The 17,371-nt window shown below is 72.2% G+C and carries 15 protein-coding genes and 1 pseudogene; 9 read left to right on the top strand and 7 right to left on the bottom strand.

The features are described from left to right. Positions 1-358 (bottom strand): annotated as a pseudogene (locus tag BM430_RS24360) (flagellin); the annotation flags it as partial. Positions 359-834: 476 nt separating this feature from the next. Here BM430_RS24360 and motA point away from each other — a divergent pair. From motA to BM430_RS24400, 8 genes are all read left to right on the top strand, one after another. After that, positions 835-1,707: a flagellar motor stator protein MotA gene (gene motA / locus BM430_RS24365; RefSeq protein ID WP_093569831.1), complete on the top strand. Its 873-nt coding sequence runs from the start codon at positions 835-837 to the stop codon at positions 1,705-1,707. Between the two features lie 76 nt (positions 1,708-1,783). Continuing rightward, on the top strand, positions 1,784-2,770 hold the full coding sequence (locus tag BM430_RS24370; RefSeq protein ID WP_093569832.1) for a flagellar motor switch protein FliM: 987 nt from the start codon (positions 1,784-1,786) through the stop codon (positions 2,768-2,770). Further along, positions 2,754-3,047 carry a hypothetical protein gene (locus BM430_RS24375; protein ID WP_093569833.1) on the top strand — a complete coding sequence of 98 codons (294 nt, stop codon included), beginning with the start codon at positions 2,754-2,756 and terminating at the stop codon, positions 3,045-3,047. Before BM430_RS24370 ends, BM430_RS24375 begins: the two co-directional genes overlap by 17 nt. 592 nt (positions 3,048-3,639) lie before the next feature. Beyond that, on the top strand, positions 3,640-3,981 hold the full coding sequence (gene fliN, locus BM430_RS24380; protein WP_093569834.1) for a flagellar motor switch protein FliN: 342 nt from the start codon (positions 3,640-3,642) through the stop codon (positions 3,979-3,981). Between the two features lie 5 nt (positions 3,982-3,986). Then, a complete protein-coding gene (locus BM430_RS24385; RefSeq protein ID WP_244539645.1) occupies positions 3,987-5,024 on the top strand; it encodes a flagellar motor switch protein FliG in 1,038 nt (345 codons plus the stop codon). Between the two features lie 53 nt (positions 5,025-5,077). Next, on the top strand, positions 5,078-6,142 hold the full coding sequence (flhB, locus tag BM430_RS24390) for a flagellar biosynthesis protein FlhB (RefSeq protein WP_093569836.1): 1,065 nt from the start codon (positions 5,078-5,080) through the stop codon (positions 6,140-6,142). Further along, positions 6,139-6,579: a hypothetical protein gene (locus tag BM430_RS24395; RefSeq protein ID WP_093569837.1), complete on the top strand. Its 441-nt coding sequence runs from the start codon at positions 6,139-6,141 to the stop codon at positions 6,577-6,579. The genes flhB and BM430_RS24395 overlap by 4 nt, the downstream gene beginning before the upstream one ends. A gap of 317 nt (positions 6,580-6,896) precedes the next feature. Continuing rightward, positions 6,897-7,637: a response regulator transcription factor gene (locus BM430_RS24400; protein ID WP_093569838.1), complete on the top strand. Its 741-nt coding sequence runs from the start codon at positions 6,897-6,899 to the stop codon at positions 7,635-7,637. Between the two features lie 26 nt (positions 7,638-7,663). On the opposite strand, the gene BM430_RS24405 is transcribed toward BM430_RS24400, so the two are convergent. From BM430_RS24405 to fliF, 6 genes are read right to left on the bottom strand one after another with little or no spacing between them, the layout of a single operon-like run. Then, the gene (locus BM430_RS24405) at positions 7,664-8,266 is read right to left on the bottom strand and encodes a transglycosylase SLT domain-containing protein (protein ID WP_093569839.1); all 603 of its coding nucleotides are present in this window, start codon (positions 8,264-8,266) and stop codon (positions 7,664-7,666) included. After that, complete coding sequence (locus tag BM430_RS24410) at positions 8,220-10,847, bottom strand: flagellar hook-length control protein FliK (protein ID WP_093569840.1); 2,628 nt, start codon at positions 10,845-10,847, stop codon at positions 8,220-8,222. The genes BM430_RS24405 and BM430_RS24410 overlap by 47 nt, the downstream gene beginning before the upstream one ends. Further along, positions 10,844-12,145 (bottom strand): chemotaxis protein MotC, encoded by a 1,302-nt coding sequence (locus BM430_RS24415; protein WP_093569841.1) that lies wholly within the window; start codon positions 12,143-12,145, stop codon positions 10,844-10,846. The genes BM430_RS24410 and BM430_RS24415 overlap by 4 nt, the downstream gene beginning before the upstream one ends. Beyond that, positions 12,142-13,485, bottom strand: coding sequence for a MotB family protein (locus BM430_RS24420; protein WP_093569842.1), 1,344 nt, complete (start codon positions 13,483-13,485; stop codon positions 12,142-12,144). The genes BM430_RS24415 and BM430_RS24420 overlap by 4 nt, the downstream gene beginning before the upstream one ends. Position 13,486: 1 nt before the next feature. Next, positions 13,487-14,410 carry a hypothetical protein gene (locus BM430_RS24425; RefSeq protein WP_093569843.1) on the bottom strand — a complete coding sequence of 308 codons (924 nt, stop codon included), beginning with the start codon at positions 14,408-14,410 and terminating at the stop codon, positions 13,487-13,489. Then, positions 14,410-16,113, bottom strand: coding sequence for a flagellar basal-body MS-ring/collar protein FliF (gene fliF / locus BM430_RS24430; RefSeq protein WP_093569844.1), 1,704 nt, complete (start codon positions 16,111-16,113; stop codon positions 14,410-14,412). Before fliF ends, BM430_RS24425 begins: the two co-directional genes overlap by 1 nt. A 199-nt stretch (positions 16,114-16,312) precedes the next feature. On the opposite strand from fliF, the gene BM430_RS24435 reads away from it, so the two are divergent. Further along, complete coding sequence (locus BM430_RS24435; protein ID WP_093569845.1) at positions 16,313-17,110, top strand: SDR family NAD(P)-dependent oxidoreductase; 798 nt, start codon at positions 16,313-16,315, stop codon at positions 17,108-17,110. Positions 17,111-17,371 lie beyond the last annotated feature (261 nt).

Here is a 17,371-nt window from a genome sequence, read left to right on the forward strand (position 1 = left end):
TCATCTGGTTCTGGATGGCGGCGATCTCGGTCTGGACCTTCGAGCGGTCGACGCCCGGCTGCAGCGCGGTCTGCAGCTTGCTGCGCAGGGTCTGCAGGTTGGTGATGATGCTGGACACGCCGTTATAGGCGGTGTCGACGGCCGAGGAGCCGAGGCCGAGGGAGTCCTTGACCGCCGAGAGCGAGGCGTTGTCGGTGCGCACCGTGGTGGCGATCGACCAGTAGGCGGCGTTGTCCGAGGCGGCCGAGACGCGCTGGCCGGTGGAGACGCGGTTGCTGGTCGTGTCGAGGTTCTGGCTGATGGACTTGAGCGTGGTCAGCGCCGTCATCGCGGCGGTGTTGGTCAGGAGGCTGGTCACGGCTGATGGTTCCGGTGTTGCGCGGTGGCGGGAATGTGCAGGAGTCCGGGCTCGTACCGGTGCAGAGCGGCCCGGCTGGGTCCGCGGGCTTCATCAGCCCGCGAACCGTCACCTCACCGTCTGAGCTTTCAACACATCCGGCTTCTCACCGGGGTCAGCGGATCGACATCATGTCTAGGGCAGTTTATGCCCTCCGCTGATCCTGTCGCCGCGGTCTTTGTGGGCCCCGGCGACAGGGAGGACTATCGCGATACCCGCCTTATCAAGCGCTTAAGCCGCCCCGGACCCGGCGAGATGCCTGGGGAAAACCCGGAAAAGCCGAGATAAGCCGCGATAGACTCAAGCCGAATCTCCGCCGCCGCGGCGGTGGGAATCCGCGGCCCTGAGCCCGGACGCCACGGCCGATTGTCCCAAAAAGCCCCGCGCAAGCCACCGGCCTTAGAGCCTTGAGGCCTCAAGACGGAGCGTTGCGGGAAATGGGAATCCTCGTCGGCCTGCTCATCGCCATCGGCTGCATGCTCGGCGGCTTCGTGGCCATGGGCGGCCACCTGATCGTGATCTGGCAGCCCTGGGAGTTCGTCATCATCGGCGGCATGGCGGCCGGCACCTTCGTGATCGCCAACCCGATGAAGACGGTGGTCGATTCCGGCAAGGCGACCATGGAGGCGTTCACCGGCAAGGGCCCGAAGCGCAAGGACTTCCTGTCGCTGCTCGGCCTGATCCACGCCCTCCTGCGCGAGATCAAGACCAAGCCGCGCAACGAGGTCGAGACCCATTTCGACGATCCCGGGAATTCCGAGATCTTCAAGAACTACCCCGACGTGGTGAAGGACCAGGGCCTGGTCCTGTTCATCTGCGACTATTGCCGGCTGATCCTGATCGGCGGCGCCCGCTCGCACGAGATCGAGGCGCTGATGGAGGAGGAGATCGGCACGCACAAGAAGTACGCGCTCAAGCCCTACAACGCGATCAACACGGTGGCGGAGGCGCTGCCGGCGCTCGGGATCGTCGCGGCGGTGCTCGGCATCGTGAAGGCGATGGGCGCGCTCGACCAGTCGCCGCAGATCCTCGGCGGCCTCATCGGCGCGGCGCTCGTCGGCACGTTCTTCGGGGTGTTCGCGTCCTACGGCGTGCTGGCGCCGCTCGCCATCAAGGTGAAGGGCGTGCGCGAGAAGCAGTGCTCGGTCTACACCATCGTGAAGCAGAGCCTGATCGCCTACATGAACGGTGCCCTTCCCCAGGTGGCGATCGAGCACGGCCGCAAGGGCATCGCCGCGCCCGACCGCCCGACCATCGACGAGGTCGAGGCCGCCACCGTGCCGGGCGCCCAGAACCGCGAGGCGGCCTGACCGTGGACCGGCCGCGCAGCGGCCTGATGCACATCCCCCGAGACGCGGCCTGACGAGAGCCGGGACACTCCGATCCATGACCGAACCCGCGACCGGCCCCCTCTCCGGCTCCACGCCCGGCCCCTCCGATCCGGCGATCCTCCGGAGCCCCGCCGACATCCGCGCCCGCATCCAGGAGGCCGCCGGCCTCTCCCTGGACCGGCTGCCGATGCTGCAGCTCATCTTCGACCGCCTGGCCACCGCCTGCGGCGACAGCCTCAAGCACCTCGCCGCCTCGTCGGTCCTGTACTCGCTGAACGGCGTCGAGAGCGGACGCTTCGGCGAGCTCCTCGACGTCTACGACGCCAAGGCGGTGGTGGGCATCTTCAGCGCCCCGGCCTGGGACGGCCACATCCTGGTCGGCCTCGACCGCGACTTCGTCTTCACCATGGTGGAGGTGCTGTTCGGCGCCGACGGCACCGAGCAGCCGGTCGACGACGAGCGCGCCTTCTCGGCGATCGAGCTGCGCATCGCCCACATGATCCTGGAGCAGGTCGGCCGGGCGCTCGAATCCTCGTTCGGCCTCGTCTCGAAGACGGCGTTCCACCTGGAGCGCACCGAGACCCGGATGGAATTCGCGGTGATCGGCCGGCGCAGCAACAAGGCGATCCAGGCCAAGTTCCTGATCCAGGGGCTCAGCCGCGGCGGCGAGATGTTCCTCATCCTGCCGCAATCGGTGCTCAACCCGCTGCGCCCGAGCCTCGCCAAGGTGCTGACCGGCGAGACCAACACCCGCCGCGACCCGCGCTGGACGAGCCAGATCGCCGCCGAGGTGCAGAAGACCACGGTGCACCTGCGCGCCGTGCTGGAGGAGCGCCACCTGACGCTCGGCGAGATCGCCGGGCTGAAGGTCGGACAGGTGATCGCCCTCGACGCCACCCCGGCGACGCGGATCAAGCTCGAGGGCAACGACAAGCCGCTGTTCTGGTGTCAGGCCGGGCAGTCTCAGGGGGCCTACGTCCTGCGGATCGACGAGGCCATCAATCAGGACAAGGAGGGAGCGGAGCATGGTGTCGCTGGTTGACGGAGTGCTGCTCGCCGCCCTCGTCGGCACCAATGCCTGCGTGCTGCCGCTCTACCTGAAGCTCAAGCGCCTCGACCGCGCCCAGGCCGAGTACGGGCGCGCGGTCGCGGCCTCCGGCCACGCGCTCGCCAGCGCCGGCGAGGCGGTGCGCAGCTTCACCGGCGAGGGCCGGGCGGTGCTCGAGGCGCTCGCCGCCAAGATCGACGAGGCGAAGGCGACGCTCGACGCCCTCGAGGCCGGCCGGCGCGAGGCGGCCCGGGCCGAGGGACGGCGCTGAGTGTCATTCACCGAAAGGGGCCAACGGTCCGGCGGCAAAGTTGCGTGCATGGTACCGCGGCACCGGCTCGGCGTGAGCGGACCGACGTGAAGCCCTCCGTGTCATCCCGGGGCCGCGAAAGCGGAACCCGGGATCCATAACCGCCGACTGCGCAAGATCGGGCTGAACGCGCTCCGCCTCGTCCGACTGCGTCGGCGGTTATGGATCCCGGGTTCTCGCCTCCGGCGAGCCTCGGGATGACACGGGGGGCTTCAAGGCCGCCCGATGACGCGCGTGATGCTCTTTGGGACAAGGTCGCGGGTGGGAAGGCCGACATCCCCGTCGTTGGATGCTGCGTCCGGAGCATCGCTTTCGCTGCATCCCCTGCACGGTCCGGTATCGATTCGGCGCGAGACTGCGCCCTGCCCGAACGCGGACGCCGACAGGCGTCCCACGCCGGGACTCCGGTCTCGCTGCGCCGGCAAGGCACGACGGATGAAGCCAGGCCGAATGACGCCATCACACCCGGCCGCAAGCATGCGCCGCAAGCCTCGGATCAGCTTGAGCGCCTAGACCTGTCAGGGACATTTCGAGACTTCCACGCGAGCCCGCGATGAGCACGAGCCCCTTCCCCGATGCCGGCGCCAGCGCCGCCTTCCCGAACCAAGGCTCGCCAGCAGCCGAGGACGGACGCAACCTCGATTCGATCCTGCGCATCCCGGTCCTGGTGCAGGTCGTGCTCGGCTCGGCCACCATGCCGGTCGCCAACCTGATGAAGCTCGGCCGCGGCGCCGTCGTGCCCCTCGACCACCGGGTCGGCGAGCCGGTCGACGTGATGGTCAACGGCCGGGTGATCGCCCGGGGCGAGATCGTCATCGTCGAGGAGGATAATTCCCGCTTCGGCGTCTCGCTGACCGAGGTGGTCGGCCCGGCCGACGCCGCACAGAACGGCTGACCCGCGTGAACGTCTCGGTGTCCCCCTCGGCCCTGCGCAGCGCCTCGCGGCAGCTCGCACCCGTCGACCAGGTCGCGACGCTGCTCCTGGCCATGGGCAAGCCCGCGGCGGGGCGCCTGCTCAAGTATTTCGAGCCGGACGAGATCAAGCGGATCACCCACTCGGCCTCGCGGCTCGGCGCGGTGAACCCCGACCAGGTCGACAGCGTGGTCGAGAGCTTCGCCGAGGAGTTCGCCAGCGGCGCGAGCCTCGTCGGCACGGTGCAGGAGGTCGAGAAGCTCCTCACCGGCCTGCTCCCGGCCGATCAGCTCGCCGACATCCTGGCCGAGGTGCGCGGCAACGCCAACCGCTCGGTCTGGGAGCGCATGGCGACGGTGTCGGAGAGCGTGCTGGCGAGCTACCTGGTCAAGGAGCACCCGCAGACCGCCGCCCTGATCCTGTCGAAGGTCAAGCCCGCTATCGCCGCCAAGGTGATGGGACACCTGCCGCTGCCGGTGCGCAACACCGTGATGCGGCGGATGCTGACCTTCAAGCCGGTGACCGACGAGGTGATGCAGGCGGTCGAGCGCGCCCTGCACGAGGACTTCCTGGTCAACGGCTCGCGCAATTCCGGCGCCGACACCCACGCCAAGATGGCCGACATCATCAACAAGATGGACCGCCAGCAGATGGACGAGGCGCTCACCAGCCTCGCCGATTCGCGGCCGAAATCGGTCGAGATCCTCAAGGGCCTGCTGTTCACCTTCGACGACATCGTCAAGCTGGCGCCGCGCGCGCGCACCACCCTGTTCGACGCGGTGCCCAACGACCGCCTGGTGCTGGCGCTGAAGGGCACCGACGCGGAGTTCCGCACGGTGGTGCTGAGCGCGCTGTCGGCCCGCGTGCGCCGCATGGTCGAGCACGAGCTCAACGGCGGCGAGCCGGCCGCCCAGCGCGACGTGATGGAGGCGCGCCGCACCATCACCGACCTCGCCATGGACATGGCGGGCCGCGGCGAGATCGAGATCAACCCGGGAGGCGAGGATGAGGCCCTCATCCGCTGAGCGGTGCGGAATGACGCTCCCGACGGCGAGGCTCGCGCGGCGCGGTCCGACGCATGTCTGAGGAGACCGACCAGGAGAGCAAGACCGAGGCCGCCACCGAGCGGAAGGTGCGCGACGCGATCGAGAAGGGCAACGTGCCGTTCTCCCGCGAGGCGCCGGTCTTCGCCTCCATCCTCGGGCTCCTGGTCTCCCTGAGCCTGGTGGTGCGGGACCGGGCGACGGCGCTCGCCCGCGACCTGTCCTCGTTCCTCGACCATCCGGGCGGGTTCGCGCTCGGCAGCGCCGAGGACGCCCTGTCCCTGATGCACGCCACCGGCGGAGCGCTCGCCCGCTTCCTGACCCCGATCCTGCTGGTGCTGATCGGGTTCGGGCTCGTCGCCTCCCTCGCCCAGAACGTCCCGAGCCTCGTCGCCGACCGGATCGCCCCGAAATGGAACCGCATCTCCCCGGCCTCGGGCTGGGGCCGCATCTTCGGCCGCTCCGGCCAGGTCGAGTTCCTGAAAGCTGTCCTTAAAGTCTCCTCGGTCAGTCTCGTCGTCCTCCTGCTCCTGCGCTCGGAACAGGGCAAAGCCGTGAGTGCCATGTTCGTCGACCCGAGCCAGCTCCCCGAGCTGATCCTGACGACCGCGATCCGCCTGGTCTCAGCCGTCAGCATCGCCACCATCGTGATCGTCGCGGGCGACCTCGTCTGGGCGCGCCTGCGCTGGCAGCGCTCGCTCAAGATGTCGCGCCAGGAGATCAAGGACGAGCACAAGCAGATCGAGGGCGATCCGACCATCAAGGCGCGCCTGCGCTCGCTCGCCCAGGACCGCACCCGCAAGCGCATGCTCGGCCAGGTCGACCGCGCCACCGTGGTCATCGCCAACCCGACTCACTTCGCGATCGCCTTGCGCTACGAGCCGTCGGAAGGACCGGCGCCGATCGTGCTCGCCAAGGGCCAGGACCTGATCGCCCTGCGCATCCGCGAGATCGCCGAGCAGAAGGGCATCCCGGTGATCGAGGACAAGCCTCTGGCAAGGTCGCTGTACGATGCTGTCCAAGTCGACCAGATGATCCCCGCGGAGTTCTACCGCGCGGTGGCGCAGATCCTGTTCTTCCTGTTCGCGAGACAACGATGATCCCTCACGACCACGATCTCGCGCAGGCCCGGATCCCGTCCCGGGACGTGATCGCGGCGGCCGAGGAGGTCTTCGCGACGGCGCTCCGCGACTTCATCACCGAGTTCTGCCTGCTCGACGGCAGCGTGCTGATCGGCTGGGTGCGGGGCGAGCGCCACGGCAACATCGCCGACCTCGTCGCCTCCTCCGCCGAGCCGTTCTTCAAGCACGCGACGCTGACCTACGCCGACGCCGCCGACGTCTGCCTCGACTGGGGCCGCTCGATGCAGGTGGTGCTCGACATGGAGTTCGCCGCCAAGCCCGTGACGGTGTTCTTCAAGCTCGTCCTCGACGGCTGCTTCGTCGGGGTGGCGATCCAGCGCATCCTGGCCGAGGACGGCCCCCCCTTGCGCCTCGACGCCTTCGCCCGTGCCCTGTCGGACGCCCGGCTCTCCTGAGGTCTGACGCGGCCACGGCAAGGGGCTGGGCGGGCCCAGCTAACTCCGGCTTAACGCGTCCTCGCGCACACACCCGCGCCCCATCCTCAAAAAAGTCCTGCGAAGCGGGCTTGCTGCGGCGCAGCAGTCATTGACCGGCCGCGACGGCCCGGACATGACTTCGTTCGGCGCAAATCGGACACCGAAGGCTAATCGAACGGCGCGCGTACCCCGCCCGCCCGACGACCCAAGGTTCCGTGCCGGAGGCGCAAGACAGGGCACAGGTACGGGCTTCGCCACGCGGTGCGGTCCGGCCCGGCCCGATGAGGGTACGACAGATGTATTTCTTGGTTGATGCCAGGAAATCGGTGAATGCAGGCTTCAAGGCCGGGTTCGACCGGGAAGGAATTTCATCCTTCTCGCTCTCGCCTGAAGAGTTCACGAGCTGGATCGAATCGGCGTCCCGCAGCGACCTCGACGCGGTGCAGGGTTTTCTGCTGGGCGATTTCGACGAGCGCGCCCGCTGCGCGAGCGCGATCCGCCGGCAATCCCGCGCCCCGATCATCGCGCTGGCCGATTCGCGGTCGCTGGAACAGACCCTGGTGCTGTTCGACGCCGGCATCGACGACGTGCTGCCCAAGCCGGTCCACGTCCGTGAGATCCTGGCCCGGACCGAGGCGATCTGGCGCCGGGTCAACGGGGAGCAGGCGGCGAGTGTCCAGGCGTCCGGCTCCCAGGCGTCCGGCTCCGATGCCGCCCCGGCCTGCGACGGGCAGGCGCCGGCCCGGGGGCCCGAGCGGCTCCGGGTGTTCTTCGACGGGCGCGACCCCGAGATCGACGGCGTGCCCCTCTCGCTGCCCCGGCGCGAGCGCCACATCCTGGAATTCCTGGTGCGCAACCGCGGCCGGCGGGTGACCAAGACCCAGCTCTTCAACGGCGTGTACGGCGTCTACAGCGACGGCGTCGAGGAGAGCGTGGTCGAGGGCCATGTCAGCAAGCTGCGCAAGAAGCTGGCGCAGGCTCTCGGCCACGACCCGATCGAGGCGAAGCGCTACATCGGCTACACCTACGTCGGGTGAGGCGAAGCCTCACCGGCAGAACGTCCTCAGTGGCAGAAGGTCTTGGCGCCCGGCGTCCACTGGCCGAAGCCGGAGGCCACCATGTTGGCGATCACCCGGCAGACATACTGCTTCTGCGCCGGGTTGTTGTTCGGGCCGGCGTGGTAGCGCGCCACCGCCAGGGTCCAGCTGCCCTCCCGGGCCTTGAGCTCCTTCAGGAAGATCGTGGCGTACTCGACGTTCTGGCGCGGGTCGATCATCGCCTCGAGCGAGGAGAACTTCGCCCGGTGATAATGATGGTTGATCTGCATGCAGCCGAGATCGACCAGGCGCACGCCGCTGGCCTGCGCTTCCCCCAGGCGCCGGATCACGTCGGCGGCGTTCGACCCGAAATAGGCCTTGCCGCCGATATTCATGGCGTAGGGCTGCAACGAGCCGCGGTTGCCGCTCTCGGTCAGGCCGACGGCGTAGAGCATGCCCAGCGGCACGCCGTGGCGCGCGGCGGCCTGCGCCATCTGCTGCTCGCAGACGTTGCCGGTCGGCGGCAGCGGCGCCCGGGCGGACCCGGACACCGTGGCGGCGGCCTGCGCGCCCGCGACGGCGCTACAGGTAAAGGCCGCTGCGGTCGCGATCGCCCGAATGCGCATCATCTCTCTGCTCCATGCTCCGGCGCCCGCCTTCCTCGGGCGCGTCGGGGGTGCGGCGGGCCGGCTGGTCCGGGCTCGCGCCGCCATGCTGCTGCTGCCCGCCGGCGAAGGACGGGAGCGCCTGGCCGCCCCCTTGCGGGGAGGCGTCGGGCTGACCCGGCAGGCGGCCGGCCTGCACCGTGACGAGGTCCGGCTGGTAGCCGGCCTCGCGCACCAGGGCGGTGAGGAGACCGCCGTCGCGCCGCAGGAGCTCCGCGGTCTCCTCGCGCTCGGCGCGCAGGCTCATCTCCAGGCGCCCGTCCTGCAACCGCATCCGGACCTGGACCTGGCCGAGCTCCGCCGGGCGCAGCTGCAGGGTCAGGAGCCGCAACGGTCCCTCCGTCTGGGCGGCGGCGCTCCAGGCCGCCGCGACCGCACCGGCCCGGACCGAGGCGGGGTCGGGCAGGGAGGCAGCCCCGGTCGCCACCGCGTCCGCGATCTGCCGCAGGGTGGCGGCCGGCAAGGCCACCGGGACCGGCGCCGCCTCGACGGTCGGGACCGGGGTGGTCAGGCCCGCCGCCGAATCCTCGGCACGCCGCTCCCCGGGCGTCGCCGGGCCGACGGTCTTGATCTCCTGTGACGCCTTGGCCTCTGGCAGGAGCCTGGCCTCCGAGACGGGCATGGCGGCGCGCGCCGGACCGGCCTGCCGGGAGGATCGGGTCTCCTGGGAGGAGCCGGCCTCGCGGACAGTGCCGGGTTCCTGTTGGTAACCGGATTCCCGCGATGGCATCGCGGGACGCGCTTCGGCCGACGATGTCGTTCCGGTCGACGATCCGGCTCCGACAGGACGCCCGCCCTCGACCGAAAGCTTGGCCTCAGCCGGAGGCTTGGACTCGGATGACGATCTGGCTTCCGATGGGGAGGCCGCTCCCGGCGCAGGTGCGTTCGCGGTGGCCGGCCCGGCCATCGGGGCGGCGTCGCCGGTCAGCGGCCGAGGCCCGGAACCTTCCGGCATCCGAGCGGTCGCGGGGGTACCGACCGCCGCCTCGCGGGTCGGGGTGGCATGATCGGATCCCGACTCTCCCGTCACTGGTCGGGACGCGGCCGCCGGCACCGTCGAGGGAGTCGTCATCGTCTCGCCCGGCGGGGAGGCAACCGGTTCCGGGGCGATGGCACGGGCCTGACCGGTAGAGGATGGCGGCGGCGGTGGGGCATTCGGATCACCGGCCGGTCCGGCGAGTGTCCCGGGCAGTGCTGCCGCCGGCCGAGCGGCTGTCGCGACCGCCGACGGGATCGGCGAGGCGGGGTCGCGCAGGGGCAGGGCCGGGCCGCCGGCCGTCGCGGGAGCCGGAGCGCCGGAATTTGGCGGCGTCTCGGTCGGCACGGCACCGGTCCCGCCCGCGGGGCCGGCGGCATCGGAGACCGGGGAGGCTGACGCGGCGGCGAGCGGCTGCGGACGGGGCGCCGTCATGCCCGCCGAGGTGGGGAGCGGAGCCGGTGGCTGCGCTCCGGGCAGGGCGGTCCCCGGAGCGGTCGCGTCGCGCTGCGTCGCCGCTTCGCCGACGGGCGTCGCGGGCGCCTGGCTCGCCGGCGCCGGACGGGCCGCGACCGGTGCGAAATGGGTCTCCTGCGCGATCACGACCACGGCGGATCTCGGCATGGCGGCGGGCGCCATCGCCTGACCTGCCGCCGGATCGGCCGCAGGACCGGGGGTCTGCGGCGACGCGGCACTCACCGGAGCCGGGGCTGCCGGCGCGGCCGGGAGCGGGAATGGCAGCGCCGGATCGGCGCGCGTCGACCACGGCACGGCGGCCAACGGGGCCTCGTCGGCGGGCGCCGGCTCGGCCGCGGGCTCGGAGGTCTCGCCCTCCCCGTCCGATGCGGCCGGGACCTCGGCTTTCGCGGCCGGAGCCTCCGGGACGGGGATCGGGCGCAGCCCTGCGAGGTGGCGGGGCGGAGCCGCCTCTCGCGACGCGGGGCCGGCAAGCGGCGCGGCCTCCTCCGCCGGGGGGGGCTCGGTCGAGGAGATCGCGGTTGCGGGCACCTCGTGCGCGCGGGCCTGGATCGCGAGGATCCGGCTCGCGCCGGCGAGCGGGGGCGCGGAAGCGGCCGCGGCGGCGCTCCCGGGTCCAGGCAGGCTGCCGGGAGAGCCGGACGCGGCGGCTTGCGGTCCCGGGGGCGTACCCGATCCCGGGGTGCTCGCCGCCGGCATCGCCCCGGCGGAGCCAGGCATCTCGCTGGCGGGGGCCTGCGCGGGCACCCGGCCGGCGGCCCGCTCCATCAGGGCGGCGAGATCCGCGTCGCGCGGGCGGACGCCGCCCCGCGGGAGCGCGCCGGCAAGCAGCGTGTCCAGCGTCGCGGCGCCGAGGAGTGCGGTGCCCCGGTTCGCGGGGCGCGTCGCCCCCTCGGCGCGCGCGGCCGGGTCGGCCGCCGTCTCCGTCCCGGCCTCGGGCGGGGTCGCGGGCTCGGGGCGCTCGCGGCTCTCGAACTGGGTGAGCACGGCGTCGAAGCCGGCTCCGGCATCGGGGCGGGCCTGGTCGCCGGGGGTGCGCGCGCCGTCGAGGCGCGGGCGCGGGCCCGTCAGCATCGCGTCGAGGGGAGTCACGGGTCGGTCCTGTCGATCATCCGGTCGACCTGCGCGAGCGCTTCGCGCGCCCGGGCGATCGATGCGGCCTCGGGAATCTGGTGCCGGCCGGCCGGCGGGGCGGCCTCGGCGGTCGGCGGCGCGGGAGGGGCGGCGGGCGCGGGCGGCGCGCCGCCCCGGATCTGGCCGGCGGTGGAGAGCGCGGCGTCGAGGAGGCCGCGGTCGCTCGCGTCGAGCCCGGCCCGGTCGACGGCGCGCAGCGACTCGAGCCCCTCCTCGTAGCGCCCGTCGACGACGATCAGGGCGGCGGCCCGGTAGAGCCGGGCCCGGGCGGCCGCCTCGCTGTCGGGACCGGCGAGGCTCAAGGCCCGCTCGGCCGCGAAGGTCGCGGTCTCGCGCCGGCCCTGGTCCAGCCCGGCCCGGGCGACCAGGAGGTAGAGGTCGCGCCGCTCGCCCGGCTCGATCTCGTCGAGCATCCGCTCGAGGCGGGCGACGCGGGCGCGGTCGCTGTCGAAGTCGAGCCGGGTCAGCGCCGTGGCGAAGCGCTGGCGGAAATTGCCGGCATAGACCGAGCGGCGGAACCGCCGCAGGTACTGGATCGACAGGGCCTCGAAGCGCGTCGCGTCCCCGCCCTGGGCGTGGATGAAGATCTCGCGGCGCAGGGCCCCCTCCTCCACCAGGGTGCCGGGGGCGAGCAGCCGCGCGAGGTCGAGGAGCTCGATCGCCCGCCGCGGCGCCTCGCGGACGTTGACCGCGGCCTGGGTCAGGGCGAGCTGGCCGGCGAGGGCGAGGGGCTGGGTGCGAGGATCGTAGCGGCCGAGCAGCGGCCGGGCCTCGCGCTCGCGCCCCTCCAGGTAGGCGAGCGCGCCCTGGACCAGGGGGGCGAGGTCGTCGGGCACCCTGGCCGTCTCGCGCATCCGCCGCAGCACCCCGGGACCGCCGCCGGCGAGCGCGAAGGCGACGGCCGCCCGCACGTTCTCCGGCGCCGTCCAGGACTCGGGATCGAGGGCGACGAGGCGCTGCTCGATATGGCCGAGGAGTTGGCGCTGGGCGAGGTGGGCCTGCGTCGAGCCGCGGGCGATCCGGTCCTGGAGCAGCTGCAGCGTGCGCACCAGCTCGACCGGCAGGCCGCGGGGCGCCACCGGCAGCGGCTCGATAGGCTTCGGCGGCGGGCCGCCGTGGCCGTCCCCTCCCCCGCCGTGGGAATCGGCCGCCGGCGCGGCGTGGCCGCCGCCATGGCCGTCCCCGCCGGCCTGCGCCGGGAGAAGCCCGGCCGCGAGGAGGATGCCGGCGAGCGCGAGGCGGGCGAGGCGGCTCATTCGGGCAGCCCCCGCAGCAGGATCTCGATGCGCCGGTTCTCCGCCGCCTTCGGATCGGCGGGGTTGCGCGGCTGGCGGTCGGCGTAGCCCTCGATGCGCTCGATGCGGGCGTCGTCGACGCCGCCGCGCACCAGCATGTAGGAGGCCATCTGCGCCCGGGCGGTCGAGAGGCGCCAGTTGTCGTAGGACTCGGAGCGGAACGGACGCCCGTCGGTGTGGCCGCGGACCACGATGCGGCCGGGCCGGGAATTGATCACCTTGGCGATCTTCTCGATCGCCCGCACCACCTTCGGGGTCGGCTCCGCCGAGCCGATGCCGAACATGCTGAAATCGATCTCGTCGGTGATGCTGATCAGGATGCCCTCGCCCGAGCGGCGCACCTCGACCTTCGGCATCGGCGCGCCGGTCGAGAGCGGCGCCACCGCCTTGGCGATCTCGGCCTTCATGGCGGCGACCGCGGCGGTCTCGGCGGCCTTGTCCTTGCCGGATTCCCTGGCCGTGTCCTTAGCAGCCTCCCTGGCGAGGTCCTTCGCGGCGTCCCTGGGCGACGGCTCCTTGAGGGCGGCCGCCTTCACGGCGTCCTTGCCGGCATCCTTCGAGGTGTCCTTGGGCGGATCCCGCGGCGTGAGCGGCATCCCGTCCTCGGCCGAGGCGACGCGGGTCACCGCGTCCTTCGGGTCGCGGGGCTTGCCCGCGGACGCGACCTGGCCGGCGGCGTCGAGGCGGTTCTCGGACGGGGCGGTGACCGCGGTGCCGACCTTGCCCGGCCGCTCGGTGCGGTGGCGCGGCAGCGGCTCGACCTGCCAGTAGAGCGGATCGAAGGGGTCGCGCGCCGCGTCGCCGCCGCTGATCCCGGGCTGGCCGGATTCGACCACGGCGGCGTCGGAACTCGCCGTGTCGGCGCGCTCGGACTCGGCGGCAAGCCGAGCCAGCACCGCGTAGGGGTCCTGGAACAGGGCCGATTCCCGTGACCGGCTGCCCGGGGCGGCCTCGCTCGCCTTGTCGCCGGCCTTGCCCTCGCCCTTGCCCTCCCCCTTGCCCTCTCCGCCTTTGCCCTCGGACTTGCCGCCCTCGGCGCCGGGCTCGGAGGGAGTGTCGTGGGGATCGCGAAGACCCTTCTTGTCGTGGGTGACCTCGGCGAGCTTCACCGGGTTGAAGTACTCGGCGATGGTCTGCTTCTGCTCCTTGCTGGTGGAGTTGATCAGCCACATCACGAGGAACAGCGCCATCATGGCGGTCATGAAGTCGGCGAGCGCGATCTTCCAGGCGCCGCCGTGGTGACCGTCCTCGTGGTCGCCGTGGCGCTTGATGATGATGATTTCCTGATGGCCCTCGGACATCTCAGGTCTCCGCCACCGCTGCCGCGATGAGGCGCGTCCAGGCGCCGAGCTGGGTATCGATCACGGTCTGGTCGGCGCTCACCTGCACCTCCGCCGTCTCGGCCGCCGTGAACGACACGGAGGCCGCGAGCGGCCCGAGGCGCTCGGCCAAAGCCGCCAGCAGGTCCTCCGGCCCGCTCACCCGCACATGCGCGGCCTGCGGCTCGGCCAGCAGCCGCGCCAGCGCGCCGCTCAGCTCGGCCACCGCCTGGCGGCGCAGGGCGTCGGTCAGCACCGGCACCAGCAGGCGGGCGATGCGGTCGGAGAGGGTCGCGTCGAGGGCGCGGAGCGCCGCCGCGAAGCCGTCGGCCAGGGCGTCGGCCTCGGCCGCGCTCCAGTGCCGGCGCGCCTCGGCGAGGCGGTCCTCCGCGGCTTGCGCCGCGTGGAGGCGGGCGACCGCGGCCTCCTCCCGGGCCTCGGCGAGGCCCTGCTGCCGGCCGCGCTCCTCGGCGGCGGCGAGGAGCGCGGCGCGCTCCTCCGGCGTCTCGCGCTTGGCTGCCGGCGGCTTCACCAGGGGCGAGGCGGCGATAGCGGCCTCGGGCGGAGGCGGCGCAGGCGCCGGCGGGGTCGCGGCGCGGGGCAGCAGCCCTTCGAGCCACTCCGCGCGCGCGGCGTCGAGCGGGCCACCGGGCAGGCCTTCGAGCGAGCCTTCGGCCCGGGCGGGCTCGATCCGGATCGCGTCCGGCGTCTCGGAAACCGGGAGCGGCGCGCGCGGGGCCCGGGCGAGGCCGGCCCAAGGGTTATCGAAGGACGGAGTGTCGAAGGAAGAAGGGCCGGAGGAGGGGTTGCCGGAGGCCGCGGGAGCCTGGGCCGGCAAGCGGACCGCCTGGGGCGGCACCGGGCCGGAGGCGATTTCCGGCAGGTAGCGGGCGATCACCGCATCCATCACGCCGGCTCCTCACGCAGCAGCCAGCGCTTGAGGATGGCGGCGACCTGCTCCTCGTCGACGTCGATCATCTGCTCCAGGCGCTTCTGCGGCGAGTTCCTCGCCTTCTCGGCCATGTCCTCGATGAGGCTCGCCATCGCCGTCATCCCCTCGGGGCCGGCGAGCGCCGGATGGCCCGGGACGGCGTCCGGTGCCGGCAGGACGCCGGCCTCGGCCATCGCGGCGCCCGGCAGGGCGGCGGCGCCCGCGGCCTCGAGGGCCGCCATCTCGGTCTGGGCCGCCTCCGGCACCGCCAGGATGGCGCGGAGCGCCGGGCGCAGGCCGAACCAGATCAGGAGGCCCGCAACCACCAGGATGGTGGCCGCGTTGATGAGGGTCGCGGACTGGCGCACCATCACATCGGCGATGCTGAGCGGCGGCACCGGCTCGAGGGGCTGGCCGTCGTTGATGAAGCTCACCGCCGCGACCTTGACCGTGTCGCCGCGCTCCTTGCTGGTGCCGGCCGCCGAGGCGACGATCTGCTCGATCTCGGCGATCTGCTTCTCGATGTTGGCCGCGTTGGCCGCATTGCCCTCTTGACCCTGCGGCTGCCCGGCCGTGAGCCGCGAGCGGTTGACCAGCACCGCCACCGAGAGCTGCTTCATCGCATAGCCGTCGCTCACCGTCTGGATCACCTTCTGGGAGATCTCGTAGTTGGTGAGGTCCTCCTTCTTGGAGGTCTCGTTGCTGGCGGTGTCGTTGCCGTCCGAGCGGGTGCGCTGGTCGGGCAGGTTCTGCTGCGCGCTCGTCGGCCGCTGGGAGTTGCGGTTCTGGCTGTTCTCGTTCTCGCGCACCGAGCGGACCGAGCGGGCGACCTGCTGGTCGGGGTTGTAGATCGTCTCGTTGGTCGAGGTCTTGTCGGTGTTGAGCTGGGCCGCGACGCTGACCTCGAAGTTGCCGAGGCCAAGATAGGGGGTGAGCGCCCGGCGGATCCGGTCCTGCACCTCGCGGCCGACATCCTTCTCCAGGCTCGCCATCCGGCCGGTCGGCACCTGGCCGGCATCGTCGCCCGACAGGAGCAGGGTGCCGTCGGCGCCGATCACCGTGACCCGGTCCGGCCGCATGCCGGGAATCGCCGAGGCGACGAGCTGGCGGATCGCCTGGGCGCCGCTGCGGTCGTCGGCGGGCTCGGTGCGCACCACCACGGAGGCGGAGGGCGGCTGCTGGTCGCGCCGGAACGAGCCGCGCTCGGGGAGCACGATGTGGACGCGGGCGGCGCGCACGCCCTTCATGCCCTGGATGGTGCGGGCGATCTCGCCCTCCAGCGCCCGAACCCGGGTCACCTCCTGCATGAACGAGGTCATGCCGAGCGAGCCGAGGTCGTTGAACAGCTCGTAGCCCGACTTCGAACTCTGCGGCAGGCCCTTCTCGGCGAGCAGCATCCGGGCCTGGGCGGTATTGCCGTAGGGCACCATCACGGCGGCCCCGTCGGCGCTGACGTCGAAGCGGATGCCCGCATCCTTGAGCACGCCGCCGATGCGGGCGACGTCCTCGCGCGAGAGGCCGGTATAGAGCGTCTCCTGCGCCGGGCGGCTCAGGTAATAGGCGCCGAGGCCCACCGCCAGGAACACCACGAGCCCGATCAGCCCGAGGGCGGCGAGACGCCGGGGCCCGAGCTCGACGATGTTGCTCCACAGCCTCTCGGCTTGCTCGCGACCGGACATCTCTCTCGCCAATCCCGTCCCAGCCCAGGCGACACTGCCTCATCGCTCTCTTGACGCCCCTGCCTTGTGCGGAGGTTGCGGGCCCCTTGTGCGCCGGCGCACCCGCCGGCGGCGGCGCCGATTGACGGTTTTGCTGTTGATCATCATCAATACAGACATGACGGCGATCATGAAACGCCGCCGGCCCGGAGAATTTCCCATGAGTGACCAGACACGCGACCGGAAGCCCATCGCCCTGATCACCGGCGCCTCGTCGGGCATCGGCGCCACCTACGCCGACCGCCTCGCCCGCCGCGGCCATCCGCTGGTGCTGGTGGCCCGCGATGCCGCCCGCCTCGACGCCATGGCCGCGCGCCTGCGGGCCGAGACCGGCGTCGCGGTCGACGTGCTGGCGGCCGACCTCACCGATCCGGCCAGGCTCGCGGCGGTCGAGGCGCGGCTGCGCGACGATGCCGGGATCGGCCTGCTCGTGAACAATGCGGGTGCTGCGGCCCCGGCGGGGTTCACGGCCGACGACCTCGCGCCGCAATACCGCCTCGTCGACCTCAACGTGGTGGCGCTCACCCGGCTCGCCGGCGCCGCCGTGCAGGGGTTCCTGGCCCGCGGCGGCGGCGCCATCGTCAACATCAGTTCGGTGGTGGCGCTCGCGCCCGAGTGGCTGCCCGGCGTCTACGGGGCGACCAAGGCCTACGTGCTGACCCTGTCGCAGGGGCTCCAGTTCGAGCTCGGACCGCGCGGGATCTACGTCCAGGCGGTGCTGCCGGCCGCGACCCGCACCGAGATCTGGGAGCGCTCCGGCAGAGCGGTGGAGAGCCTGCAGGGCGTGATGGAGGTCGGCGAGATGGTCGATGCCGCCCTGAACGGATTCGACCGGCGCGAGGCGGTGACGATCCCGTCCCTGCCGGATGACGGCCAGTGGGAGGCGTTCGAGGCGGCCCGCCGGGCGATGGCGCCGAATTTCGCGCAGGAGCACGCGGCGGCGCGCTACCGGGGGTGAGCAGACCAAGCCGGGCGGACGAGGTCGTGGTTGGCGTTGGGGAAGATTTTTCCGCGCGTCCCGGACCGTTCGCCCGCCCGTCTCATCCATGACGCGGGATGACGTGCGTCAACGCGGTGCCGCGAAGACCACCCGATACGATCCGCCGACGATCGTCGCGCCGCCTTGATCTTTCGCGGGCCGCGCTTCACGCGGCCTTAACGTGCGATCGACAGGGTCTCTCCGGTCGAGCCCGACCTGACCGAGTCCTTACGCACCCGC

The sequence above is a fragment of the Methylobacterium sp. 174MFSha1.1 genome, assembly GCF_900116815.1.
GTDB lineage: Bacteria > Pseudomonadota > Alphaproteobacteria > Rhizobiales > Beijerinckiaceae > Methylobacterium.